General features: G+C 59.3%; 21 protein-coding genes, 1 tRNA gene and 1 pseudogene. 8 read left to right on the top strand and 15 right to left on the bottom strand.

Annotation, left to right across the window (positions count from 1 at the left end; translation table 11 throughout):
* On the top strand, positions 1 to 404 hold a 404-nt coding region (locus tag TU74_RS23280), incomplete at its 5' end, for an IS3 family transposase (protein ID WP_048375663.1).
* On the opposite strand, the gene TU74_RS02975 is transcribed toward TU74_RS23280, so the two are convergent.
* Complete coding sequence (locus tag TU74_RS02975) at positions 340 to 1,986, bottom strand: recombinase family protein (RefSeq protein WP_048375021.1); 1,647 nt, start codon at positions 1,984 to 1,986, stop codon at positions 340 to 342. The two genes, TU74_RS23280 and TU74_RS02975, sit on opposite strands and share 65 nt — an antisense overlap.
* A 46-nt stretch (positions 1,987 to 2,032) precedes the next feature.
* On the opposite strand from TU74_RS02975, the pseudogene TU74_RS02970 reads away from it, so the two are divergent.
* Positions 2,033 to 3,772: pseudogene (locus TU74_RS02970) on the top strand (TonB-dependent receptor family protein); the annotation flags it as partial.
* 19 nt (positions 3,773 to 3,791) lie between these two features.
* Here the strand turns inward: TU74_RS02970 and TU74_RS02965 are convergent.
* Positions 3,792 to 4,943, bottom strand: coding sequence for an MFS transporter (locus tag TU74_RS02965; RefSeq protein ID WP_047277043.1), 1,152 nt, complete (start codon positions 4,941 to 4,943; stop codon positions 3,792 to 3,794).
* Positions 4,944 to 5,055: 112 nt separating this feature from the next.
* Positions 5,056 to 7,071, bottom strand: a complete 2,016-nt coding sequence (uvrB, locus tag TU74_RS02960; RefSeq protein WP_047275701.1) for an excinuclease ABC subunit UvrB — start codon at positions 7,069 to 7,071, stop codon at positions 5,056 to 5,058.
* 335 nt (positions 7,072 to 7,406) lie between these two features.
* Between uvrB and TU74_RS02955 the strand changes: the two genes are divergently transcribed.
* The 3 genes from TU74_RS02955 to TU74_RS02945 all read left to right on the top strand — a co-directional run bounded on the left by TU74_RS02955 (position 7,407) and on the right by TU74_RS02945 (position 9,851).
* On the top strand, positions 7,407 to 8,603 hold the full coding sequence (locus tag TU74_RS02955) for an amino acid aminotransferase (protein WP_048375019.1): 1,197 nt from the start codon (positions 7,407 to 7,409) through the stop codon (positions 8,601 to 8,603).
* A 65-nt stretch (positions 8,604 to 8,668) separates the two neighbouring features.
* Positions 8,669 to 8,744, top strand: a tRNA-Asn gene (locus tag TU74_RS02950).
* A 186-nt stretch (positions 8,745 to 8,930) separates the two neighbouring features.
* The gene (locus TU74_RS02945) at positions 8,931 to 9,851 is read left to right on the top strand and encodes a hypothetical protein (protein ID WP_094991334.1); all 921 of its coding nucleotides are present in this window, start codon (positions 8,931 to 8,933) and stop codon (positions 9,849 to 9,851) included.
* Positions 9,852 to 9,921: 70 nt separating this feature from the next.
* On the opposite strand, the gene TU74_RS02940 is transcribed toward TU74_RS02945, so the two are convergent.
* A complete protein-coding gene (locus tag TU74_RS02940) occupies positions 9,922 to 10,392 on the bottom strand; it encodes a hypothetical protein (protein WP_048375014.1) in 471 nt (156 codons plus the stop codon).
* A gap of 238 nt (positions 10,393 to 10,630) precedes the next feature.
* On the opposite strand from TU74_RS02940, the gene TU74_RS02935 reads away from it, so the two are divergent.
* Both TU74_RS02935 and TU74_RS02930 read left to right on the top strand, forming a co-directional pair.
* Entirely contained in the window at positions 10,631 to 12,826 is a 2,196-nt protein-coding gene (locus tag TU74_RS02935) for a GAF domain-containing hybrid sensor histidine kinase/response regulator (protein WP_048375043.1), read from the top strand.
* 417 nt (positions 12,827 to 13,243) lie between these two features.
* A complete protein-coding gene (locus TU74_RS02930; protein WP_048375012.1) occupies positions 13,244 to 14,623 on the top strand; it encodes an NAD(P)-binding domain-containing protein in 1,380 nt (459 codons plus the stop codon).
* 53 nt (positions 14,624 to 14,676) lie between these two features.
* Here TU74_RS02930 and TU74_RS02925 read toward each other — a convergent pair whose 3' ends face one another.
* A complete protein-coding gene (locus TU74_RS02925; RefSeq protein WP_047275669.1) occupies positions 14,677 to 14,859 on the bottom strand; it encodes a DUF1289 domain-containing protein in 183 nt (60 codons plus the stop codon).
* Positions 14,860 to 14,862: 3 nt separating this feature from the next.
* Positions 14,863 to 15,234 carry a hypothetical protein gene (locus TU74_RS02920; RefSeq protein ID WP_047275668.1) on the bottom strand — a complete coding sequence of 124 codons (372 nt, stop codon included), beginning with the start codon at positions 15,232 to 15,234 and terminating at the stop codon, positions 14,863 to 14,865.
* A gap of 573 nt (positions 15,235 to 15,807) precedes the next feature.
* On the opposite strand from TU74_RS02920, the gene mqo reads away from it, so the two are divergent.
* Positions 15,808 to 17,457 (top strand): malate dehydrogenase (quinone), encoded by a 1,650-nt coding sequence (gene mqo, locus TU74_RS02910; protein WP_047275666.1) that lies wholly within the window; start codon positions 15,808 to 15,810, stop codon positions 17,455 to 17,457.
* A gap of 98 nt (positions 17,458 to 17,555) precedes the next feature.
* On the opposite strand, the gene TU74_RS02905 is transcribed toward mqo, so the two are convergent.
* The 9 genes from TU74_RS02905 to TU74_RS02865 form a co-directional block, all read right to left on the bottom strand.
* Positions 17,556 to 18,407, bottom strand: coding sequence for a CAP domain-containing protein (locus TU74_RS02905; protein ID WP_047276364.1), 852 nt, complete (start codon positions 18,405 to 18,407; stop codon positions 17,556 to 17,558).
* A gap of 66 nt (positions 18,408 to 18,473) precedes the next feature.
* Complete coding sequence (locus TU74_RS02900) at positions 18,474 to 19,142, bottom strand: hypothetical protein (RefSeq protein WP_048375008.1); 669 nt, start codon at positions 19,140 to 19,142, stop codon at positions 18,474 to 18,476.
* Between the two features lie 49 nt (positions 19,143 to 19,191).
* Positions 19,192 to 19,746, bottom strand: coding sequence for a UPF0149 family protein (locus tag TU74_RS02895; RefSeq protein ID WP_047276368.1), 555 nt, complete (start codon positions 19,744 to 19,746; stop codon positions 19,192 to 19,194).
* 98 nt (positions 19,747 to 19,844) lie between these two features.
* Positions 19,845 to 20,171, bottom strand: a complete 327-nt coding sequence (locus TU74_RS02890) for a hypothetical protein (RefSeq protein WP_048375007.1) — start codon at positions 20,169 to 20,171, stop codon at positions 19,845 to 19,847.
* A 118-nt stretch (positions 20,172 to 20,289) separates the two neighbouring features.
* Positions 20,290 to 20,691 (bottom strand): hypothetical protein, encoded by a 402-nt coding sequence (locus tag TU74_RS02885; RefSeq protein WP_048375005.1) that lies wholly within the window; start codon positions 20,689 to 20,691, stop codon positions 20,290 to 20,292.
* Positions 20,692 to 20,927: 236 nt separating this feature from the next.
* The gene (locus TU74_RS02880; protein ID WP_052892952.1) at positions 20,928 to 21,563 is read right to left on the bottom strand and encodes a TetR/AcrR family transcriptional regulator; all 636 of its coding nucleotides are present in this window, start codon (positions 21,561 to 21,563) and stop codon (positions 20,928 to 20,930) included.
* Positions 21,564 to 21,568: 5 nt separating this feature from the next.
* Positions 21,569 to 23,983: a membrane-bound PQQ-dependent dehydrogenase, glucose/quinate/shikimate family gene (locus TU74_RS02875; protein ID WP_048375004.1), complete on the bottom strand. Its 2,415-nt coding sequence runs from the start codon at positions 23,981 to 23,983 to the stop codon at positions 21,569 to 21,571.
* 139 nt (positions 23,984 to 24,122) lie between these two features.
* Positions 24,123 to 24,593, bottom strand: coding sequence for a GNAT family N-acetyltransferase (locus TU74_RS02870; protein ID WP_048375002.1), 471 nt, complete (start codon positions 24,591 to 24,593; stop codon positions 24,123 to 24,125).
* A gap of 23 nt (positions 24,594 to 24,616) precedes the next feature.
* On the bottom strand, positions 24,617 to 25,582 hold the full coding sequence (locus TU74_RS02865) for a threonine dehydratase (RefSeq protein WP_048375000.1): 966 nt from the start codon (positions 25,580 to 25,582) through the stop codon (positions 24,617 to 24,619).
* Positions 25,583 to 25,601 lie beyond the last annotated feature (19 nt).

Raw genomic sequence — 25,601 nt, 5'->3', positions numbered from 1 at the left:
TTGGTTGGTCAATGAAGTCGCAGATGACCAGCGACGTAGCCATTGATGCACTGCTGATGGCGGTTTGGAGACGTAAGCCGAAGCAAGAGGTGATGATCCACTCGGATCAAGGCAGTCAGTACAGCAGTTCGGACTGGCGAAGCTTCTTGAAAGCTAACAACCTGGTGGCCAGCATGAGTCGTCGAGGTAACTGCCACGACAACGCTGTGGCGGAGAGCTTTTTCCAGTTGCTAAAGCGGGAACGGATCAAGCGTAAAATCTACACTACACGCCAGGATGCTCGGGATGATGTGTTCGATTACATCGAGATGTTTTACAACCCAAAACGACGCCACAGTTTCAACAATCAGCTGTCACCGGTAGAGTTTGAAAAGCGTTACGCAGCGAGCCTGGAGAGTGTCTAGAAAACCCGGGGCGATTCATGTCCATGCCGACGAGATTTGTTTCTTTGTCAATTTTAACGTCGAAGGTGATTCCTCTGGTGATGAAAAATGTGTTGAGCTTCAATCGGCCTTCTTCTGTTTCGTATAGGGCTATTATGTCTTCGTAGGTGGTGATTTCGAGCGTTTCCGCTTCGATTGCTAACGTACCTTCAAGGTTTTGGATCTCGTTTTCCAACGCTGTGATACGTGCTTCGCTGTCAGCCACACGCCTGATAAATGTATTTGGAATTATTCCGTCAAACTGAGCTAGCGAAGCCTCTAACATTTCCAATGTGGTTATTTCGGTTGTTAGCTTGGCTTTCTTGGCTCGTATTTCTTCTTTTGGTGCCGATGTATCACGAACGGAAAAGAAGCGGCTAAATGCGTCGTTTACGGTGTCCATTTGCTTGTATTGGTCTTGGCTGAACCAAGTGAAGTCTTTTCGCTTCTTGTCTGTCCGCTCGTCAATGTAACGATTTTCCGATAACTGCCTAACGAAAGCGAGGAATGTGCCGAAAACAAGCTCAAATCTAATTCTGTTACTACATTCGCATACTCGTTCGGCTCTGTTAGAGCAAACAAGGTAGGCGTAGCGTTTTTTCTCGGCTCCTAATATTTGTAGGTTGAAAGTCATTCCGCATTTATGTTCTCCACATTGGATACAGTGCCGGAAAATATTATAGTGATGAGGTGTTCTACGTCCGTATTTTCGCCCGGTTAATCTGGTTTTCATCGCTGCAACGGCTGCACTGAATTCTATTTCATCAATGATTTTTGGAAAATAATTAGGGACATAACGGTCAAACGCTTTAGTGCCGTTCTCGTTTCGTCGTTGCAAACGTAGCACGCCGATTGGGCTTTTACTGTTGATAAGATGTAGAACTGATGTTCTCGTCCAACGTCGTTTTGAATATTTATTTACCTGCTTAACACTCTCCAATACTCCAACGTGTTTGAGTAGTTCGAAAATCTGGCGAATTTCTTGAGCTTCTTCTTCTACGATGATAAAGGATTGGCTTTGTTCATCGAAACGCAGGCCGTAGGGGCATCGTTTACCTATAACGTTGGTTTCTGCTGTGTCTCGCTTCTTTGCCCACACGGATTTCAAGCGTTTGCTCTTGGTGTCGCTTTCCTCGTGTGCTCGTTTGGCAATTACACCTACAAGGATCAGCGTTTCGAGGTCGCGGCTTGGATCGTCGTAGGAATATGTCTTGTTGTCGAAAACGGTGTGTAGTCGCACGCCTTTTTTGAGAATTGACTGGATTAGATCAACGGAGTCGGTGAGTTTCTGGCGGGTTAGTCGGTCGATTGATTCGACAATGATGTAGTCGCCATGCTCAATTTCTCCACTCTCTATCCTGTCCAATAACCCTTTTAACTGGCCGATCCGGGCGTTTGCACCACGGAATGCACTGATCCCCTTGTCGATAACGGTTTCGACCACGGGAACGCCTGTTGCTTCTGTAAATGCTTGGAGTGGGGTGGTCTGGCGGTCATGGCTGTCTCGGCCTTCTTCGCCTTGCGAGGCGGTTGACCATCTGACGTATGCGTATGCCTTGGGCATTGAATCGGCTCCGAGTAGGTTCTAGCTCATTTTATTAGAAAATAGCTTACCGTGGTCGGCGGGCAACCTGGACAGCATCGACGTGGTGCGCGGTGCCGGTTCGGTGCGTTACGGGCCACAGAACGTGGGGGGCGTGATCAACTTCGTGACCCGCGCCATCCCCGAAACTTTTCAGGGTGAAGTCGGCACCACCCTCGAAACCTCGGAGCGTGGCGGCTGGAAACACATGGAAACCGCGTTTCTGGGAGGCACGGCGGACAATGGCATCGGCGCCGCGCTCTTGTACTCGGGGGTCAAGGGCGATGGTTACCGCGCGCGCAACAACGACAACAACATCGATGACGTGTTGCTCAAAACCCATTGGGCGCCCACCGACCAGGACGACTTCAGCCTCAATTTCCATTACTACGACGCCACGGCCGACATGCCGGGCGGCCTGACCCAGGCGCAGTTCGATGCCGACCCGTATCAGTCGGTGCGCGACTATGACGGCTTCAGCGGTCGGCGTAAGGACGTGTCCTTCAAGTACCTGCGCCAGATCGACGAGCAGACCCAATTTGAAGTGCTGACTTACTACACCGACAGCTTTCGCGGCAGCACCATTGCCTCGCGCAACCTGGACACGCTGGTGTCCTACCCGCGCAATTACCGCACCTTCGGCATCGAGCCGCGCCTGTCCCGCGTGTTCACCCTTGGCCCCGTGACTCAGGAAGTCGGGGTCGGCTATCGCTATTTGAAAGAAGCGATGCACGAACAGGCGAGTCAGCTGCAGTTGGTCAACAACGTGCCGGTGGTCGGGCCCAAGGGTGACGGTCATGCGTATCAGGACCGCACTGGCGGCACCGAGGCCAACGCGTTCTACATCGACGACAAGATCGACGTGGGCAACTGGACCGTGACGCCGGGTATTCGCTTTGAGCGCATCAGTACCCAATGGCACGACCGGCCTGTGCTGGACGCCAAAGGCAAGCCGGTGCAAGAGAAGAAACGCAGCATCGACAGCAACGAAGCGCTGCCGGCGTTGAGCGTGATGTACCACCTGTCTGACGCCTGGAAGCTGTTCGCCAACTACGAAACTTCGTTTGGCAGCTTGCAGTATTTCCAGCTGGGGCAGGGCGGCGTTGGCGATCAGACAGCGGCGGGGCTCAAGCCCGAGAAGGCCAAGACGTACGAGTTGGGGACGCGTTACGACAACGGCGTGTGGGGCGGGGAAATCACGCTGTTCTACATTGATTTTGCCGACGAGCTGCAATACATCAGCAACGACATTGGCTGGACCAACCTGGGGGCCACCAAGCACCAGGGGCTGGAGACGTCAGTCCACTACGACCTGGCCAGTCTGGACCCGCGTCTGGACGGGTTGACCGTGAATGCGGCGTTTACCTACACCAAAGCCACGTCCGAAGGCGACATTCTCAACTTCAAGGGGCGCGACTTGCCGCTGTATTCGCGACAAGTGCTTAACCTTGGCATGCGCTATGCGGTTAATCGCTGGACTTACAACCTGGACATGTTTGCCCAGTCCAAACAGCGGGCGCCGGGCACTGGCGGGGTCTACATCACCGAGCCGACCGCGGACGGCCAGTACGGCGATATACCGGGTTATGCCACCTGGGCCACCCGCGTCGGGTATGACTTCGGGCCGCAAGCCTCGAACCTGAAGCTCGGGGCGGGGATCAAGAACCTGTTCAATCAGCAGTACTTCACGCGCTCCAGCGACAATAACTCGGGGATGTACCTGGGCGAGCCGCGCACGTTCTTCGTGCAGGCGAGCGTCGGGTTTTAAACGCGCCGTCGTAACGGCTTCACACCCGCAAGATCCGCCCGCTGATGGCCACGGCCACCAGCAGGGCGGCGATTATCAGGAACGCCGCGCTCAAACTGCTGGCGTGCGCGACGAACCCGATGGCCGCAGGGCCCGCGAGGATCCCGGCGTAGCCCAGCGTGGTGATCGCCGGCACGGCGATGTGTTCGGGCATCACGGTTTGCTTGCCCACGGCGGAGTACAGCACCGGCACAATGTTGGAGCACCCGGCGCCCACCAGCGCGTAACCGAGCAGCGCCACTTCCCACCCCGGAGCCAGCGTGGCCAGCGCCAGGCCCAGCGCCGCGAGCGACCCCCCCAGCACGATCACCCGGGTCGGCCCCAGGCGCCTGACGAGGGTGTCGCCCAGCAAGCGTCCGGCGGTCATTGTCACGGCGAAGGCGGCATAGCCCAAGCCCGCATAAGCATCCCCGATGTGTTTTTCAGCGCTGAGGAACACGGCGCTCCAGTCGAGCATCGCGCCTTCGGCCAGAAAGACGATGAAGCACAGGACCCCGATAAACAGCACCACGCCGTGGGGGATGGCAAAGGCCGGGCCACTGCTTTCACTGCCATACGGCAGCAGGTGCGGTGCGGCTTTGGCCAGCGCAGCCAGTAACAGCACAATCACCACGGCAATTGCCCACAGCGGCGTAAGCCCCAGCGCCAGCAAGGCGCTGACCCCCGCCGCACCGGCAATCCCGCCCACGCTGAACAGGCCATGGAAGCCCGACATCATGTTGCGGCCGCTGGCGCGTTCGACGATCACGGCTTGCAGGTTGACCGTGGAATCCACGACCCCCAAACCGGCCCCAAACACAAACAGTGTGGCAATCAGCAGCGCGACGGTGCTGGCGGTGGCCAGCAGGGGCAGCGCCAGACAAATCAGCAGCGTGCCGGCGATGGTGACCTTGCGGCAGCCGTAACGGGACGCCAGCATGCCCGCGATGGGCATAGCCAGAATCGAACCGGCCCCCAGGCATAGCAGCAGCAGGCCCAACGTGGCTTCGTCCAGGCCCGCTCGGGCTTTGGCATAGGGCACCAACGGCGCCCAGGCCGCCACGCCGAACCCGGCAATAAAGAACGCCAGACGGGTCGACCTCTGTTCAAGGCGTCCTGGAACGAGGGGCTTTTGGGTAACGGCGGCTGTCATGGTCATCCTTGTCGGTCGCGTCGGTGCGACGCGGGGAAATATCCTTGCTTATTCGGGGCAGGCGCCGCGGCGCCAGGCGGTGCATGGCCGTCTGTAACCGCTGGCGCCCGGCTTACACCTGTAACAAACGCTCACGCAGCTTGCCGATTTCGTCGCGCATTTGCGCCGCGGCTTCGAACTCCAGGTCGCGGGCCAGGGCGTACATTTTTTCTTCCAACTGACGAATCCGCTTGCTGATTTCGCTGGGCGAACGCAGTTCGTTTTCGTACTTGGCGTTTTCTTCGGCGGCTTTGGCCATGCCTTTGCGTTTTTTGCTGCGCGAGCCCGGCACGGTCGCGCCTTCCATGATGTCGGCCACGTCCTTAAACACGCCTTTGGGGGTGATGCCGTTGGCGAGGTTGAACGCGATTTGCTTCTCCCGGCGCCGTTCCGTTTCGCCGATCGCCCGCTCCATGGAGCCGGTGATGCGGTCTGCGTACAGGATCGCCCGGCCATTGAGGTTTCGCGCCGCACGGCCGATGGTCTGGATCAACGAACGCTCGGAGCGCAGGAAGCCTTCTTTGTCCGCGTCGAGAATCGCCACCAGCGACACTTCCGGCATGTCCAGGCCCTCACGCAGCAAGTTGATCCCCACCAGCACGTCAAACACCCCCAGACGCAGGTCGCGGATGATCTCGACCCGTTCCACGGTGTCGATGTCCGAGTGCAGGTAGCGCACCCGCACGCCGTGGTCCGCCAGGTAGTCGGTCAAGTCTTCGGACATGCGCTTGGTCAGCGTAGTCACCAGCACGCGTTCTTCCAGCGCCACGCGCTTGGTGATCTCCGACAGCAAATCGTCGACCTGGGTCAGGGCGGGGCGGATCTCGATTTGCGGGTCCACCAGACCGGTCGGACGCACCACCTGTTCGATCACCCGGCCCGCATGTTCGGCTTCGTAGTTGCCGGGGGTGGCCGAGACAAAAATGGTTTGCGGGCTGATGCGCTCCCACTCGTCAAAACGCATGGGCCGGTTGTCCAGCGCCGACGGCAGGCGGAAGCCGTATTCCACCAGGGTTTCCTTGCGTGAACGGTCGCCCTTATACATGGCGCCGACCTGCGGCACGCTGACGTGGGACTCATCGATCACCAGCAGCGCGTCGGGCGGCAGGTAGTCGAACAAGGTAGGCGGCGGGGCACCGGATTCACGGCCCGACAGGTAGCGCGAGTAGTTTTCGATGCCGTTGCAGTACCCCAGCTCCATGATCATTTCCAGATCGAAGCGGGTGCGCTGCTCAAGGCGCTGGGCTTCGACCAGCTTGTTGTTGGCGCGCAGGTAATCGAGGCGCTCCTTGAGCTCTTCCTTGATGCCCTCAACGGCATCGAGCAAGGTTTCGCGCGGGGTCACGTAGTGGCTTTTGGGGTAGAAGGTGAAGCGCGGCATCTTGCGGATCACTTCACCGGTCAACGGGTCGAAGGCGCTGATGCTCTCGACCTCATCGTCAAACAGCTCGATGCGGATGGCTTCGAGGTCGGATTCGGCCGGGTAGATGTCGATGACGTCGCCGCGCACGCGGAATGTGGCGCGGGCGAAGTCCATGTCGTTGCGGGTGTATTGCAGGTCAGCCAGGCGACGCAGCAGTTCGCGCTGGTCGAGTTTGTCGCCGCGGTCAATGTGCAACACCATTTTCAAATAGGTTTCGGGGCTGCCCAGGCCGTAGATGCACGACACCGTGGTGACGATAATCGCGTCCTTGCGCTCCAGCAGCGCTTTGGTCGCGGACAGTCGCATCTGCTCGATGTGATCGTTGATCGAGGCGTCCTTCTCAATGAAGGTGTCGGAGGAGGGCACGTACGCTTCGGGCTGGTAGTAGTCGTAATACGAAACGAAGTATTCCACGGCGTTGTTGGGGAAGAACGACTTGAACTCGCCATATAGCTGGGCCGCCAGGGTTTTGTTGGGCGCGAGCACCAGGGTCGGGCGGTTCACGTGAGCAATCACGTTGGCGATGCTGAAGGTCTTGCCCGAACCGGTCACCCCGAGCAGGGTCTGGTGTGACAGACCGGCTTCGATGCCTTCAATCATCTGGCGAATGGCTTCGGGTTGATCGCCTGCGGGCTCAAAGCGGGTAACGAGCTGAAAATCGGACATATCTGACCTCTGGATTCGCCTCTATAAAGGCATGGACCTTTAAAGCGCGAGAAAGACTGCATACGACGCATGCCGCAGGAAAAAAACAGGATACGGCTAAATATGGTGGTGGTGACTGACTGTTTCAAGGCGTGTCGCTGACAGGGCGATTCAGGCCCGGATTGCAATTAGACCAGTGGCCTGAAAATAAACGGAAATACTTGAGCAAATCCGGGAATCGCCTGTTGCCCCAATCGTGTTCGGGCTTATACTTGCTCCCCGTTTGTGCACCGCTCTAGTGCAATCGGCTGGAGCGTTGTCACCCCCTCCATTCCCTATTCAGAGCCGCCGTAATAATGAGCCTGTTCTCCGCTGTCGAAATGGCACCACGCGATCCTATCCTGGGCCTCAACGAAGCATTCAACGCCGATACCCGAACCAGCAAAGTGAATCTGGGGGTCGGTGTTTACTGCAACGAAGAGGGAAGAATTCCACTCTTGCGTGCCGTTGTCGAAGCCGAGACCATTCGCGTCGCTCAACACGCGTCGCGCGGTTACTTGCCCATCGACGGTATTGCCGCCTACGACCAGGCCGTTCAAAAACTGCTGTTCGGCGCCGAGTCGCCGTTGTTGGCCGCTGGCCGGGTCATCACCACCCAGGCGGTAGGCGGGACCGGCGCACTGAAAATCGGCGCTGACTTCCTCAAACAATTGCAGCCCAACGCTGTGGTCGCCATCAGCGACCCGAGCTGGGAAAACCACCGTGCGCTGTTCGAAACCGCGGGTTTCCCGGTGCAGAACTACCGCTACTGCGACGCCGCCACCCACGATGTGAACCGTGCGGGCATGCTGGAAGACCTGAACGCGTTGCCGGCGGGCTCCATCGTGGTGCTGCACGCCTGCTGCCATAACCCGACCGGTGTCGACCTGACCCCGGCCGACTGGCAGAACGTGCTGGACGTGGTCAAGGCCAAGCAGTTGATCCCGTTCCTCGACATGGCCTACCAGGGGTTTGGTGACGGCATCGCTGAAGACGCCGCCGCCGTGCGTCTGTTTGCCGAGTCCGGCCTGAGCTTCTTTGTTTCCAGTTCGTTCTCCAAGTCGTTCTCGCTGTACGGCGAGCGGGTCGGCGCGTTGTCGATCATCACCGAGTCGAAGGACGAGAGCGCCCGCGTGCTGTCCCAGGTCAAGCGCGTGATCCGCACCAACTACTCCAACCCGCCGACCCACGGCGCAAGCATCGTGGCGGCTGTGCTGAACAGCCCTGAGCTGCGCGCCATGTGGGAAGACGAGCTGGCAGAAATGCGCCTGCGCATTCGCGGCATGCGCCTGCAAATGGTCGAGCTGCTGGCCAAAAAGGCGCCAGGGCACGATTTCAGTTTCGTGGCGCGTCAACGCGGCATGTTCTCTTACTCGGGCCTGACCGTTGAGCAAGTGGCGCGCCTGCGTTCCGAGTTCGGCATTTACGCCCTCGACACCGGTCGGATCTGCGTGGCTTCTTTGAACCAGCGCAACATTGAGGTGGTTACCGACGCCATTGTTCAGGTCATCTGAATAATGCAAAGAGAAGTCATCGAGAGTGTTGACTTCTCTTTTTATATCAGTAAGATAGACGCCATTCCGCGATAGCTCAGTTGGTAGAGCAAATGACTGTTAATCATTGGGTCCCTGGTTCGAGTCCAGGTCGTGGAGCCAGATACAAGAAAAGCCGCTAGCGATAGCGGCTTTTTTTATGCGCGCAATTCCTTCCTTCCGCGTTCCCCTGCCACCCCTGACAACTCAAGCGCTTCTTGCGCCTGCCGATAACTACGGCGGTGGCCGTGTGCCTGACTAAATAAATGGAGTGTCGCTTGGAGGTGTCCAAGCGTTAAGGAGAGCACCTTGAAACGCATGGGTTCGACGATTGGCCTGATCGTTCTGTTGTCAGGCTGCGGGGTGTACAGCGATGTGAAACTGTCGATGGCGCGTGATGCATTGCGTCAGGAGTGCATGGGTAATTTCACGAATACCTGTGTGAGTAAAACGATCGACTACAACATCCTGTTATTGGAAGAAGCCAAGTCAGCCTGGCTGGCTCAAGAAGATGAGTGGGTCGAATCTTTGGGTAAGGATGCTGGCAAGCTTTGGACCGGCCTGGTTGAGCAGCGAACCGATCAACTGGTCGACAAGCTGGAGTCGGTGCGACCCGGCATGTTCTCACGCTGGTTCTTGGGCGATGCACAGCCCTTCAGCGGTAAGGGAATGATGGAATTCTCCGGTCAGGACCTTAAAGAAATGCACGGCGCGTTGATCGCTGAGTTCATTGCCAAGGGCAAGCAGCAGGGCCTGAGCCTGACTGAAAAAGGTGTTGAAAAATACGCTCCGGCCGCCGATACGAAGGGTGTCGAGTCTGACGCCACTCAGGCGGATGCCGCATTGGAGGCTGCGATCAGTGACGTGATTGCGATGGAAATCTCCAAGGATGGAGGGGCGGAATACACCGATAACCGTCAGGTTATATACATGGACCTGAATGAAGACGGTCAGCCTGACGCCGTGGTGCTGTTTACTGTCGAAGGGCAGGGGGGCGGTAACGGCTCCTACCAAAGCCTGGCGGGGTTCTACCGCTCAGGGGCTGGCTGGGTGTATCAGGGCCATTCTGTGGTGTCAGGGGCGGCAACCGACATCAAGGCCTCTACAGGCCCGCGCGTCGCCGTGAGCACCCTGACCAGTGGCCCGGATGACCCTCGGTGCTGCCCGAGTGTTGAAAGTGTCGAGATCTATACGTGGAACGGACGCGGCTTTGAATTGAAGCAAAGCTGAATACCGCACACAGGCGCCGCGATGCCTTTACCGGGTGGGCGACGTCTGTGCGAGTCGAAGTGTCTGTGAATCAGCGGGTCGGTGCGTTATCCAGCGCTTCGCGCAATGCCGTGGCGGTGGTAAAGGCCTGCTGTGACACCAGTTTTCCGTTGTCCAGCTGCAGCATCAGGATTTGTTTTTTGTCGCCGGGGTATTGGTCAGCAATTTTGCCGTCACGGTCCAGCACGACGCGGTAGTTGTATCCCTTCATGGAGGGAATGGCGAACAGCTTGCCGATCAGCGAGGGCATCCCGTGGACATCGGCAAGAAACACCGCATGGCGGGCTTCCAGGTAACCTTTTGGCTGGTCTTCAATCGCTGCCTTGACCATTTGAGCGGCTTTCATGTCGCGCGCGACCAGCAGGATTCGGGTGTTCTGGTCGAGGGTATAAGGCTGGTCGAACTGGTCATTAAGCGTCCACGGCGTCAATGTATCGCCCACATTGGCTGCCTGAGCCAGCAGGGTTGCCGCACTCAATAACAACGCAAGTACAATTTTCACCGTTCAATCCCTCTGTTATGACTGTTGATTCAGGTCGCTAACGGCGTATGGCCATTAGTCGTAGCGCGGCATGTTAGCCCGCGAGCTGCATGAGTAGAACCTGTATGGTCATGCGGTTGTCTCAAAGTATGACAAAGGGTGCGCGGTTATCCGGCGTCAAGTCAGGCACAAATTGTGCGGCTGGCTTATCATCGGCGGCGTTTCACCGATCAATGGCAGTAATCAGAGTAACGGCGTAATGACTGACTGGCTTCAACACGATGGCGCGATGGCTGAGCGAATCAGGACGCATGATTGGGCCAGTACGGCGCTCGGGCCGTTGACCGAGTGGCCGGATGTGTTGAAAACCAGCGTAGCCTTGATGCTGGATTCGCATTTTCCGCAGTGCATCGTGTGGGGCGCATGCCTGATTACCCTGTACAACGACGGGTTCGTGCCCATTTTGGGCAGCAAGCCAGAGGCGCTCGGGCGGGCGTTCAGTGATATTTGGAAAGAAGCCTGGCCTGATATCAGTCCCATTGCCGACCTGGCTTTTGCCGGTAAAGCGACGTATATCGAAAATTTCCCTGTCGTGATTCATCGCAGCCCGCGCCCTGAGCTGGCCTATTTCACCTTCTGTTACAGCCCGATACGCGATTCGGCCGGCAAGGTGGTCGGCATGCTCGACACGGTGACCGAGACCACAACGACGGTGTACATGACCCAGCGTCTGTCGGTACTCGACGCGATCAGCCATGCCGTGGTCAATGCCCATGACCCGCAGGAAATTCTCGCCATCACGATGAGCACACTCGCAGATGCTTTGCGCGTGACCCATTGCGCCTACGCGGATATGGAAGCGGACGAGGACACGTTTTTCATTCGCGATAACTGGCTGGCGGACGGCGCCACCCGCCTGGTGGGCCAATACAGCCTGAGTGAGTTCGGCCAGCACGCGGTGTCTCGCTTGAAAGCGGGTAAGCCGCTGGTGATCAACGATGCGCAGGCAGAACTGCCGGCACACGCTGCCGCCAGTTTCACCGCGCTGGGCGTCAAGGCCACCCTCTGCCTGCCGTTGATCAAGGGCGGACGCCTGACTGCGCTGATGGCGATACACGACACCTCGCCCCGACTGTGGTCGCCCCAGGACGTGGCCTTGCTGCGTGAAGTCACGGAGCGTTCGTGGGCGCACATTGAGCGCGCGCGGGCTGATGCGGCGGTGCGTGCAGGCCTGGCTGAGCTGGCACAGCTCAACACCACCCTCGAAGAACGCGTCCAGGAGCGCAGCGCCCGCTTGCTGCACATCGAGGCGGCGCTGCACCAGTCGCAAAAGCTCGAAGCCATCGGTCAGCTCACCGGCGGCGTAGCCCACGATTTCAACAATCTGCTGACCATCATTCGTTCGTCGGTGGATTTTCTGCGCATGCCGAACCTGTCGGATGTGCGCCGTGAGCGCTATGTCAATGCCGTCTCGGATACGGTTGAGCGGGCGAGCAAATTGACCGGACAGTTGCTGGCGTTTGCCCGGCGCCAGCCGCTCAACCCGCAGGTGTTCGAGATCGGTCAACGCATCCGTGACATCGGTGACATGCTGGAGACAATCACCGGGGCCAGAATCAACGTCGTGGTCCAATTGCCGCCCGAGACCTGCTATGTGCGCGCCGATGCCAGCCAGTTCGAGACTGCGTTAATCAATATGGCGCTTAACGCACGGGATGCCATGGAGGGGCAGGGCACGCTCCTGTTGCGGCTCAATGACACCACCACCTTGCCCGCGATCCGGGGGCATGCAGGCTCCGACGAGCCCTTCGTGGCCATTTCGCTGACCGACACCGGCATCGGGATTTCCTCGCGCATGCTGACGCAGATTTTCGAGCCCTTTTTCACCACCAAGGAAGTAGGTAAAGGCACGGGCCTGGGGCTGTCGCAAGTGTTCGGGTTTGCCAAGCAGTCCGGCGGTAATGTGGACGTGGCCAGTGTCCTCGATCAGGGCTCGGTCTTCACCCTGTACCTGCCGCGAGCCAGCGCGCAGGCGCTGACGGACGATGCATCCGGCGTGTGCGCGCCTGCATGCTGCCCCGACCCTGAAGCCGAGAAGCCGCGCGTGTTGCTTGTGGAAGATAACCTTGAGGTCGGTCGATTTGCCCAGCAGATCATGCAGGACCTGGGTTATGAGACGGCCTGGGCCACCCATGCCGAAGAGGCCCTACACATGATCGGGCCGCAGGCCATGGCGTTTGATGCGGTTTTTTCGGATGTGGTCATGCCGGGCATGACGGGTGTAGTAATGGCCAGGGAGATGCGCAGGCGCCGCTCCGATTTGCCGATCATTCTGGCCTCCGGTTACAGCGAAGAACTGGCGCTCGACGGTTACGATGGCTTCGAGTTCCTGCCTAAACCTTACTCAGTCGAGCAGATTTCGCAGATTTTAGAAAAAATCACCCACAAGCGTTGATGTCTGTCTTTCTGCTCGGCAGGGTGTCTGAAATACCCTTCAACCTTGTAATCCCTATCTCCATCCGTTATAGCTAAAAAGGCATTCATAACCAAAAGAGGCTAATAAGCCCCATGCATGAGACCACACGTATCTTTGACTCTTTCGGCCTTCCGCCTGCGCAACGCAATGACGGAACCAGGCCGATCCAGCTGCACACCCTGCCTGTTTTAGTGGCCACGTTCTGCCAGACCCTGGCGACGCGTTTTCATTTGCCCCCCACGTCGCTGCGAGACGCTTTAGTCACTCGCCCGCGCAGCCGCACAGTGCCTCCCCCTTCCGTTTGATCCCTGATCGCCGCCGTCTCGCCACGCGCCTGGAGCGTGTTTGCGCGAGAGTTTTTCACTGATTCAGCGTTCAATCTGTTGAGGGAATTCGATGTCTACTCGTGTTGCAATTATTGGTGCAGGCCCGTCGGGTCTGGCGCAACTGCGTGCCTTTCAGTCAGCCCATGCAAAGGGTGCGGCCATGCCGGATGTGGTGTGTTTCGAAAAGCAGGCCGACTGGGGCGGCATGTGGAACTACACCTGGCGCATCGGCCTGGACGAGCACGGCGAACCGGTGCACGGCAGCATGTACCGTTACCTTTGGTCCAATGGTCCCAAGGAGTGCCTGGAATTCGCGGACTACAGTTTTGATGAACACTTCGGTCGCCCCATTTCTTCGTATCCGCCTCGTGAAGTGCTGTGGGATTACATTCAGGGCCGGGTCAAAAAGGCCGGGGTGCGCGATTACATTCGTTTCAATACGGCGGTCAAACAGGTCACGTTTGACCCCGTATCGCGGCAATTCACTCTGACCGCCTACGACTACGCCAACGGGCGAAGCACGACCGATACATTTGATTTCGTGATCGTGGCCAGCGGGCACTTCTCCACGCCGCAGGTCCCGGCGTTTGCCGGGTTTGAGCGTTTTTCCGGGCGCATTTTGCATGCCCATGACTTTCGCGAAGCGACGGAATTTCAGGGCAAGGATCTGCTGATCGTAGGCAGCAGCTATTCGGCCGAAGACATCGGCTCCCAATGCTACAAATACGGCGCGCGCTCGATCACCAGCACCTACCGCACACAGCCAATGGGGTACACATGGCCCAAGGGGTGGGAAGAGCGTCCGCTGTTGAACAGGGTCGAGGGTGACATCGCTTATTTTGCCGATGGGTCGAGCAAGCGGGTGGACGCCATCATCCTGTGCACCGGCTATCAGCATCACTTTGCGTTTCTGCCGGATGAGCTGGCCCTCAAAACCGGTAATCGCTTGTGGCCGCTGGGGTTGTACAAAGGCGTGATCTGGGAGTACAACCCGCAGTTGATTTACCTCGGTATGCAAGACCTGTGGTACAGCTTCAACCTGTTTGATGCCCAGGCCTGGTTTGTGCGCGATTACATCCTGGGTCGCATCACCCTGCCTGAACAGTCCGAGATGCAGGCCGACAGTGCCACGTGGCGCGAGCAGGAAGAGGGTTTGCAGTCCACCGCCTCGATGTACGAGTTCCAGGGCCGTTACATCAAGCACCTGATCGAGCACACGGATTACCCGTCCTTTGATATCGACGCGGTCAATCAGATCTTCCTCAAATGGAAGACTGACAAGAAGCGCGACATCATGGGCTATCGCGACAAATCCTACCGTTCGGTCATGACCGGCACGTTAGCGGTGCCGCATCACACACGCTGGTTGCAGGCGCTGGATGACTCGATGGAAGAATATTTGCGCGAAACGGCGGGCAAGGGTGACGTCAATGCGCTGCGCCAGCGTTAATCTGAGCCGGTGAACGGCCCAGCCTCTGGCGCGTGACGGTGGCCAGAGGCGGCTTAGCCTTTCTTTTTTTGCAGGTTTTTCAGGCGGGCGCTGGCGCGTTGCACGGCGGCCATTTTCTCCGGGCGCTTCATGCGCCGCCACGTTCTGATGTCTTCTTTGCTGCGCCCGCAGCTCACGCATAAATCCCCGCTGAGCTTGCAGGTGGCCACGCACGGGTTTTCGATGTCTTTGGCCACGTTTTACTTGCGACCTGCGCCCTTGCGCGCAAGACGTTGCGGCCAGTGCCCGGCGTCGGTGCGCTGGCATTCTTCCTCGGAATCGAAGTACACATGGGTGGCCACGTTACGCACGTTGACATTGGCTTTGTCGAACGCTTTTTCGGTCAGCTCGACCATGTAACCGGCTTCGCCATCGGCCAGGGCAAAGTCCTTGTTGTTTTGCGTATCGAACACCCAGACCACTTTGAGACTGGCGGGAAATGCGTCGTAGTCGACCGCGTGAGTCAGCCAGACAAACCCGTCGATTTGATGTTTGGCGATTTCGCAAGCCTCGGTCAGGGCTTTCACCAGGCGGCGTTCGATTTGGGCCTGATTGCGTTTGTTCAGTGACATGAATCTTCCTGTGGGCTGGCAGTGCGCAAAAGCCGGCCATCATACGCCAAGCCTTGCGCGGCCGGGCCGTTGATTGCGCCCGTGTGTGTGAGCGGGGGCGGCAAATCGTGGGCAACCCCTTGTCGCAAACGATTCAGCTGCCTGAAAAAACCGCAAAAGATGCGTTTTCGCCCAAAGGGCCACCTGAGGTAGAATGTCGCGGTTTTGAGGCTGGCCACCCTGAATACTCATGTTCACGCAGTTCCCCGGAAGGAACCGCGGGGCGGCCGGATGCAAGGGAATAGCGAAACGGTTGGTGGTTGCGAAGGAGCTGGGCGGAGGCAATTCGTTCAAGCCGTGGCCATCAATAGCTGACACTTATCATCAATGTCACCCAAGTCGCTGAAGCCAATAATTAATAAGAGATCAGCACCCAAGGTACATAAACGTGAGGTCTATAGTTGTGCATAGGCCTTTATCCATCTATCCGTTCAAGGCCTGAGGGCTCGATTGCAGGCGATCAGCCTGTGGTGAGCCGGTATTGCTCATGAACCGCGTGCCGGGTAGATGATGTTTTATCTTAGGTACTACAACATGTTAAAAAAAATGAACAAGGGGCTACTGGGCCTCGCGCTGAGCATGGGGTTGACCTCCGTGCAGGCAGCCGAGACCAAACACGTGGATGTCTTGCTGATTGGCGGCGGCATCATGAGCACCACATTGGGCGTGTGGCTCAATGAGCTGGAACCGAACACCTCGATGCAGATGATCGAGCGTCTGGACGGTGTGGCGCTGGAAAGCTCCAATGGCTGGAACAACGCAGGTACGGGTCACTCGGCACTGGCCGAACTGAACTACACCCCGGAAGACAAGAACGGCAACGTCGAAATCCCGAAAGCCATTGAAATCAATGAAGCGTTCCAGATTTCCCGTCAGTTCTGGTCCTGGCAGGTCAAGAATGGCGTGCTGAAGAACCCGCGCTCGTTCATCAACTCCACGCCGCACATGAGCTTTGTGTGGGGCGATGACAACATCAAGTTCCTGAAAAAGCGCTACGACGCACTGCAGGCGAGCCCGCTGTTCGCTGGCATGCAGTACTCCGAAGACCCGGACCAGATCAAAAAATGGGTCCCGCTGATGATGGAAGGGCGTGACCCGAACCAGAAGATCGCCGCCACCTGGTCGCCGATCGGTACGGACGTGAACTTCGGCGAAATCACTCGTCAGTTCGCCGCTCACCTGCAAGCCCAGCCTAACTTCTCGCTGAGCCTGTCGAGCGAAGTCAAAGACATCAAGCGCAATGAAGATGGCAGCTGGCGCGTGGTGTACAAAAACCTGAAGGACGGCACCGAGTCCCAGACCGATGCCAAGTTCGTGTTCATTGGCGCGGGCGGCGGTGCGCTGCACTTGCTGCAGAAGTCCGGCATTCCTGAAGCTCAGGAATACGCAGGCTTCCCGGTAGGCGGCTCGTTCCTGGTGACCGAGAACCCGACGGTGGCCGAGCAACACTTGGCCAAGGCCTACGGCAAAGCGTCGGTTGGCGCGCCACCGATGTCGGTGCCTCACCTGGACACCCGCGTGCTGGACGGCAAGCGTGTGATCCTGTTTGGCCCATTCGCGACGTTCTCGACCAAGTTCCTGAAAGAAGGTTCTTACTTCGACCTGTTGACCAGCACCACCACCCACAACTTCTGGCCAATGACCAAAGTCGGTATCGAACAATACCCCTTGGTTGAATACCTGGCCGGTCAGTTGATGCTGTCGGACGAAGACCGTTTCAACGCGTTGAAAGAGTACTTCCCGAATGCCAAGTCTGAAGACTGGCGTCTGTGGCAGGCCGGCCAGCGCGTGCAGATCATCAAGCGTGACGAAGAGAAGGGCGGCGTGCTGAAACTGGGCACCGAAATCGTCAGCGCCAAAGATGGCAGCATTGCAGGCCTGCTCGGCGCTTCGCCGGGTGCCTCCACTGCGGCACCGATCATGCTGACCGTGCTCGAAACCGTGTTCAAGGACAAGGTGGCCTCGCCTGAGTGGCAAGCCAAGCTGCACCAGATCGTACCGAGTTATGGCACCAAGCTGAACGGTTCGCCAGAGCGCGTTGCGCAGGAATGGGCCTACACGGCTGAAACCCTGCAACTGACGCCTCCACCGGCAATCCCGGCAGCCTCGGCTGCTCAGCAAGCTCCAGCTCAAGCGCCGGCACAGCCAGCGCCAAGCAACCCGGCCGCTGATATGGCCCTGTAAAAAAAGCGGCCCCGACCCACACTGTTGGGCGGGGCCACTTTCAGTTGTGACGCTTGACGCCCTTCGATACTACGCCCGCTGAATGAGTGGACGCCGATTCACGGCGTACCGAACAGGGCGGTCCAGTAAATCCCCGCATCACTTTTCGGATCGACCGCATAGGCCGCGCCCAGCGCCTGAAACTGCGGATTCATCACGTTCGCGCAATGCCCGGGGCTGGCCAGCCAGCCATCGACCACCTTGTTCGGCGTGTCTTGCCCGGCGGCAATAGTTTCCCCGATCAATTGCGCGCTATAGCCCGCCAGTTCTGCACGGTCCCCAGGCGTTTTGCCATCGCGGTTCATGTGATCAAAATAATTGGTATTGGCCATGTCACGTGTGTGGCTTTCAGCGGCGATGGCCAGTGTGGCGTCCCAGGTCAACGGGGCGGCTGCGGCAAACGCCTGCGTGCCGCATTGGCGCGGTTGGGCGCGGGCGGTATTGATCAGCGCCAGTACCTTCTGGCCCTCGGTTTGCCAATCCCCCAGGCGACCGGTCAACAAGGGCCGTGCCAGCACGATGCGCCACTCACGCTGGTTGCGGCTGACACCGATGTCCACGAATTGCGGGTCGAGAACCACCTTGCAGAAGCTCTCTTGAACGGCTTGCATCGCGGCCTGCGCATCACGCGGGCCTGACAGGCTAATGGCCTGCACATTGACCAGCGGATACGCATTGCTGGCCAGCGCTTGCTGCAGGTCGCCAAAGTTGCCGGAAGGCAAGATCAGGCGCGCATCAGCGGTCAGTGGCGGCAGTTCCTGGGAGACCTGCCCCGCGCACTTGTGAGGCTGGCTGCGATAGGTATTGATCGACTCGACGAGTTGCGACTCTTCGCTGGCCACGGCCGAGCAAGCCACGAGCCAGGCGCAGGTGAAAGCGGCCAGGCGGGTGAAGGTGACGGGAACGCGCATGCAGGTTTCCTCTGAACGGACTGCGCACATGATGCGTTATTTCACCCCCCGTTTGGCAACGGCCTGTCAGCGCGTGCGTTCGGCCACGAAGGCGCGTGTCTTGGCGGTGAGCTGGTCGATTTGACGGTCACGCTTTTTTTCGGCGTCGATCATGGCTTTTTTGCCGTGACGGTTGAGCAGGTAGGTGTGAATCTGCCGCACTTCGGTGGAGCTGTAGACCGCCGACACATCCAACACGGCCATCAGCCCGTCGGTGCCGTGGTCGCGGGTGTTCATCACCACCTGCGGGCCGCGAGCGCCTATGACCTGAAAGCCCAGTGCTTCAAATGGCGCCACGTTGCGCACGCTGCAGGTGAGTTCGGTGTGGGGGTAGCGGCGGGTGACTTCCTGCACCATCGCCCGGGTGACGTCCGGGGTATTGGCGGCCATGTAGGCGATACCGCAGGCCTGGGGGTCGTCCTTCACGGGCAGATACAGGACAAACCCGGTCACGCTGTCCGGCGCCTGCTCGTCCGTGGCGACGATCAGTTCAACGGCAATCCCTTTGGTGCCGTCCAGCGCCTCCAGATACAAATGCACTTCGAAGCCGATGGCGTACTGATAGATGTTGTAGAGCAGGTTGCTGGGCGTGATTTCCATCATGCTCAGCTCGGTGAGCTGGTCCACCACCCGTTGCAAAATCTGGCTGCTGATGGGTTCGCTGATCGGTGTATCAAAATGAGTAAGAAGCGTCATGGGCCTTTTCTGCAGGTCTGTGCGTGAGGGTAGGTCGGGGGCCGGCGGCTCAGCGCTGGCTCAGCCAGTAGTCATGCAAAGCGCGGGCGGCGGGGGCCAGTTCGCTAACCTGGTGCTGATGCGCGGCGACGTCCAGATCGGCCGGCAGTTCAAAGTTGTCCTGTTCAGCGCAGTCAGAAATAGCACTCAGCAACCCCGCCTGAATGGCTGGCAAGGGTGTCCAGTGGGCAATGGCGACACCGCGCAGGTACCCGAAACACCATTCTTCTGCCAGTGTCACGGTTTGACCCTGATGCTCGGTCTGTTCGAAGCGCGGCAAAAATCCCTGACTGTCGTGCGCCAGTTGGCGAGCCAGCGTGTTGAGGTGCCGCACGCACAGGTCAATGAACTGTCGGGCCTCTTCCGGGGTTTCCCACTCAGGGTTTTGCCCCCCCCAAATCGCCGGGAACCACTCGGCAATGTCCACCGGCGCCGGGCCAGAAACCAGTGCCGTGAAGTAGCCGTCGAGTTCGCTCGGGTTGAGGACAGAATGGTCGTCGCCGTATTTCAGCAGCGTGTCTTCAAGCGAGGTGAAGTCGGCAGCGTTCAAAGGTTGGGTGTTCATGGACGGTTTCCTGTAGCGGGCGCTTTGGGTTGCGCGCTGAAAAAAACGCGCAGAATCCCGTTTGACGCGGTGTTTGACCCGGGCGCGGGCTCAATGAATCAATCGACTTTAACGATCGACGCCAATTCGTAGTATTTAAATTTGGCTTTGGCCAGGGCTTTTTTGGCTTCTTGCTCGGCATCAAACCGGCTCAGGGATTTTGAGTCATGAATGAACTGGGTCACTTCGCCGTCGTATTCCTTGCTGACGTGCATGGTGACGCGCAACACGGGGCCTCTGCGCTTCACGGGAGCCCGGTGCGCGGCCTTGACGGGGGCGGGTGCGACGGGTGGCAGTTCAGGTTCAGGCTGGGGGGCCGGGGCGGGAGTGGGTGTATCAAGGCCGAGCGCTCTGCGCATTTCGTCCTCGGTGAATCCGGTGCTCATGGTGTGACTCTATTGATGTGAAACACGGGCTTATATTTCAGGCCTCTGGTCAAGGCAAGCGAATTCTTCCGGGAATGCCTAAAAACCGGATATTGGACATAAGGTATCGCACAGCGATTCAGGTATCGCGCAACAGGTCGTGACCGTCGAGCAGGCGATAGGCTATTTCCGGGCGCTTCTCCAAGGCTCGCCGTATGGCGGCGGGGATCGCCTGACGGGTTTTGCGGCACAGGCCCGGCTGATCGGCCAGGCGGATGGCAATCCCGCGCATGGTGCGCACTTCATTGAAGCCGGGCTCAATGTCGAGCCGGATGCCCAGTTGTTCGTGCATGCGCCGTTGCAAATGGTGCAACTCGTCGAGGTCATGAATGTCTTCCAGCCGTTGCAGCAGCTCTTTTTCCGCCTGACGGGTCAATTTGAAAATCCGCAGGTCGGCGTCGTCCCTGGCCAGCAATGCGTCACGCTCGCAGATGCACACGCCGGGCGGGCAAGCAGGTCGGATCGGTACGGAGGGGGTCATGGGCCAGGGTCTGTTCCCGTTTTATAGCCGTCGCGACGAAAACCCACGGGGTGCAGGGCAAGGCGCGAGAAGCGTGGTGTGATTGTTCCCAACCAGCGTCGAGTACCGCCGCTCTGCGCCACGTGGGCTTTCATCCCTTCGGAGCGCGTGCCACAGGTAGCCAGGCTGCGTTGCAGTGCTTGAAAAGAGCATAGCCAGATTGCCCGGGGTTTGCCGCCATGCCCGCCGCGCAGTGCTCAAGCGACTTGCAGACGGCGCATCACCAGGGCGATCAGTTCCTGGATCATGGGCTGGAACGCTTTGGCGGTGCAGGTTTGGCCCAGCATCACGGTGCGGGTCGTCAGGTGCGAGAACAAGGCATCGAACAGGATCGCGGGCACTTCGCTGGTTGACGCATCGGTGGCGATCGCTCCGCGCTGGCGCTGCTCCTGAAGCAGGGTGGCGATCAATTGGTGCCAGAATTTGGGACCGTGCTCGTACCAGGTTTGCCCCACTTGCGGGACATGGGCCGAGCCGTTGACCACCAGGCGGTAGAAGCTGACATGGCGAGGGCTGGTGACCACCGCCACCAGCTGTTCGAGGATCATTTCCAGACCGCGGGCCAACTCGACACCCGAGGTGTCGAGTTGCTTGAGGTCAATGATGAAGTCTTCACACAGGTACTCGACCACGGCCACCAAGAGCGCTTGCTTGCTGCCGAAGTAGCGGTAAATCGTGGCTTTGGAGCCGCCTGCCGCGGCGACGATGGCGTCCATGCTGAGGCCATCGTAGCCCTGTTGCAAAAACAGTTCGCTTGCCGTGATCAGCAGGTTGCGCCGTCGGTCCTCACTCCGGGTCGGGGTTGAAGTCGGGGAACGGTGCAACTGCGGCATGGGAACTACTCTTTTTCGGGAAGCGCGTACGCTATCACGTAATCCCCGCGATCTGGAGACTGACGCGCGCCACCTGCGACGATCACCACATATTGACGCCCGGTTTCAGGCGAACGATAGGTCATCGGCGTGGCCTGACCCCCGACCGGCAAGCGGCCCTTCCACAGCTCTTTGCCGGTGGCCATGTCCAGGGCCCGCAGGTAGTAATCCTGTGTCCCCGCATAGAACACGATCCCCGAGCCGGTCACGGCACCGCCGCCCAGGGTCGGCATGCCCAGCGGAATCGGCAGCTTGGCGCGCACGCCATTGATCACGGCGTCTTCCACTGTCCCGGCCGGACGCTCCCAGACCTGTTTGCGCGTCTTCAGGTCCACCGCGGCAAAGACTCCCCACGGCGGGCTCTGGCAGGGAATACCCAGGGGCGAGTTAAAGCTTTTGTGGTCAATCACGAACGGCGTGCCGTCCATCGGGTAGGTGCTGCCCACGCCATGTCCGGACTTGAGGTGGGACAGGTCGACGTTGTCACGCGGCACCAGTTTGACCACCTGCGGGATGCGGATGTCGTTGACGAACAGGTAGCCGCTTTTCTCGTCAATGGCCGCGCCGCCCCAGTTAAAGCCACCGTAGTAGCCAGGGTAGATCAACGTGTCTTCGGTGCTCGGCGCGGTGAACTCACCGTGGTAGTTGAGCTTCTTGAAGTCGATACGGCACATCAACTGATCGAAGAACGTCGCGCCCCACATGTCTTTCTCGGTCAGCGGTTGTGCGCCGAAGGTGGGCATGCCGACCGAGTAGGGCTGGGTTTTCGCCACCCAGTCGCCCGCCGCATGCGCCTGTGGCACCGGTTTCTCGATGACATCGGCGATCGGCTGGCCGGTGCGGCGGTCGAGCATGAAGATTTGCCCGCGCTTGGTCAGTTGGATCAGCGCCGGGATCTTGCCGCCTTTGCCGTCCGGCACGTCATACAGGGCTGGCTGGGACGCTACGTCATAGTCCCAGATGTCGTGATGCGCGGTCTGGAACGTCCAGCGTTCGCGGCCGGTGGCCATGTCCAGCGCAACCACGGCAGACGAGTATTTCTCGGTGAGTTCCGGACGTGCGCCACCCCAGAAATCCGGTTGCTGGTTACCCGTGGGCAGGTACACCAGACCCAATTCGTCGTCGAAGGCCGGGCTGGACCACATGTTCGGCGTGCTGCGGGTGTAGGTTTGACCTTCAGGCGGCAGTTTGGTGATGGCCGGGTTGCCCAGGTCCCAGGCCCAGACCAGTTCACCGGTGTCGGCACTGAAGGCGCGCACCACGCCCGACGGCTCATCGGTCGAGCGCCCGTCAAAGACCCAGCCGCCGAGGATAATCAGGTTGCGCGACACCGTAGGTGCTGAGGTGTAGGCGTAATAGGGGACGTTTTCCATGACCTTGCCCAAGCCCTGGGTCAGGTCCACGGCGCCTTTATCACCAAAGTCCTCGCAGGGTTTACCGGTTTGGGCATCGATTTCCAGCAGCCGTGCGTCCATGGTCACTTGCACAATGCGCCGGGCGCAGACGCCACCTTGCGCAGTGGCAGCGGGCTTGAGGTCGGTAAACACCAACGGGTGCTCAACCTTGGCGGGCTCGTAGTAGCTCACGCCCCGGCAGCGGTTCCAGGTTTTGATGTTGTGCGGCTTGGGGTCGAACATCCAGCGCTGTTCCCCGGAATCGGCATCCAGCGCAATCACCTTGCTGGTCGGTGTGCAGGTATAGACGGTGTTGCCGACCTGGATCGGCGTGTTCTGGTACTCCGACGCGCCTTCGGCGATTTCTCCGGTGCGATAGGTCCACGCGACCTGTAGCTGATCGACGTTGTCTTTGGTGATTTGATCCAGTGCCGAGTAGCTGGTCCCGGCCGGGTTGCTGCCGTAGTGGCTCCAGTCCGCCACCTGCTCTTCAGGGATGTCCGTGCCCGGTTGTGCAACGGGCAGGGGTTTGCCTTCGAGCACGCCGTGCGGGGTGAAGAGGGCATTGGCGCCCACGGCCAGCAGCGCGGCAAACACGGCGCTGCCGGTATAACTGGCGGCGCGCTGGCGACCCTGTGTGAGCCACGGGTGCAGCAGGGATGCCAACAGGCCGATGACCAGGAACGGCGCCAGGCGCGGCACCATCGGCCAGAACGTGAAGCCGACTTCCCACAATGCCCAGGCCACAGTGGCGACCATTACCAGGGCCATGATCCCGGTTGCAGCGGGTTTTCGACGGATATACAGCACGCCCGATCCGAGCATGCCGAGGCCAGCAAGCAGGTAGTACCACGATCCTCCCAGGGTGATCAGTCGCGTCCCTGCAACTGCCAGAAACAGCCCGCTGAGCGCGAGCAAAATACCGAAGATGCCCAGTATCAGGTGTCTTCCTTTAGAGGCAGGGGCCTCTGGTTTAACGTTTTTCATTGCGGTGATCCCGGCAACCGGCAGCCAAGGCCTTGGAAGCGCTGCGGGTTTAGGTTTTAGAGTAGTACTGTACGGTACAGTTTTTATTCTGAGCCTGTTTCCGGCACAAATAAAGACAATTTGTCGCAGGGGATGAAATTTAGTCAGCCGGTGACGGCCCGTTCAGAGACAGGTTCATAACGATGGTGCGTTCCTCGCCATGGTACTGGTCGCGCACCTTTTGAAAGCCCAGACCGGCATAGAACGCTTGGGCCGTGACCGAAGACGGGACCTGCACGTCGCTCAGGCATGCAGCCCGCGCCACCGCGATGACCTGCGCCATCAAGGCCTGACCCACGCCGCGTCCTTGCCAGTCGGGGTCTACAAACACACTGCGCACCACTGAGCCATCAAGGCTGGCGGTGCCGATCAGTTGCTGATCGGCACGCGCGACGTACACCTGACGTTGCTGCATGAGGTCAAGGATTGAGGCCGGGGCGAAGTGCTGTTCCACCTGCGCAATGACTTGCGGCGTGTAATCACGGGCGTTGGACACACGCAACGTTCTGATAATCAGCTGGCTGATGGCGGGTGCATCCGCGGGTCGGGCGTGTTCAATCGTGCAGGTCATGGTGCGTCCTTGTCGTCGTGGTTTCAGTCGTCGAACCCTTCAGCCAGAATGCCGGCATACAGCTGCCGGTCAATATTGGCGCCGCTCAAAATCACCGCCACGCGCCGTCCTTGCTGCCGGGGCTGCTCCTGAATCAAACCCGCCAGCGCTGCAGCGCCTGCACCTTCGGCGGTGTTGTGCGTGGTTTCATGATAGACCCGCATGGCGTGGGCAATTTCGCGGTCCGAAACGCGGATCACCCGGGCTGCGCCCTCAGCGATGATGGCCAGTGCGTCGGGCAAGGGCTGACGGCAGGCCAGGCCGTCAGCGAAGGTGTGGGCGGTCTCGGTGCTTACCACACGGCCTTGCTCATCGCTCTGGGCGAAGGCATCGGCATGCCGGGACACGACGCCCACGATCTCGGTCTTGAGGCCCAGCAGGTCGCGGGTGCGAATTAATCCGCAGATACCCGAACCCATGCCCACCGGCACATACACCGTGTGCAAATCGCTCACGGCTTCAAACAGCTCCAGCGCATAGGTGGCGACCCCGCGGATCAGGTCGGGATGGAACGCGGGCACCAGATGATGACCATGGGCTTGCGCCAGCAGCGCTGCTTCGGCTCGGGCCTCGTCAAAGTCTTTGCCAGACTCGATCACGTGCGCGCCCAATGCCCGCATCGCGGCGTTTTTCTCAGACGAATTACCGACCGGCACCACAATGCTGATCGCCAGCCCCATATGCCGCGCCGCCAGCGCAAGGCTTTGCCCGTGGTTACCGCGCGTGGCGGTCACCAGACCTCGTGTGTCGGGTTCGCGGTGGAGCAAGCCTTGTACATACAGCAAGCCGCCGCGCACTTTGAACGCGCCGGTCGGGGTGTGGTTTTCATGTTTGACCCACACCTGCGCCCCCAGCCGTTCGGCCAATAAAGGCCACGCCAGCTGTGGCGTGGGGGCCAGGGTCTGATGGACGTCGTGGGCGGCGAGACGCAGGCTGTTCAAGTCAAACATGAGGAGCACCGTGATCGAA

This window comes from Pseudomonas lundensis (genome assembly GCF_001042985.1).
Lineage (GTDB): Bacteria > Pseudomonadota > Gammaproteobacteria > Pseudomonadales > Pseudomonadaceae > Aquipseudomonas > Aquipseudomonas lundensis.
This window is presented reverse-complemented; position numbering and strand designations above follow the sequence as displayed.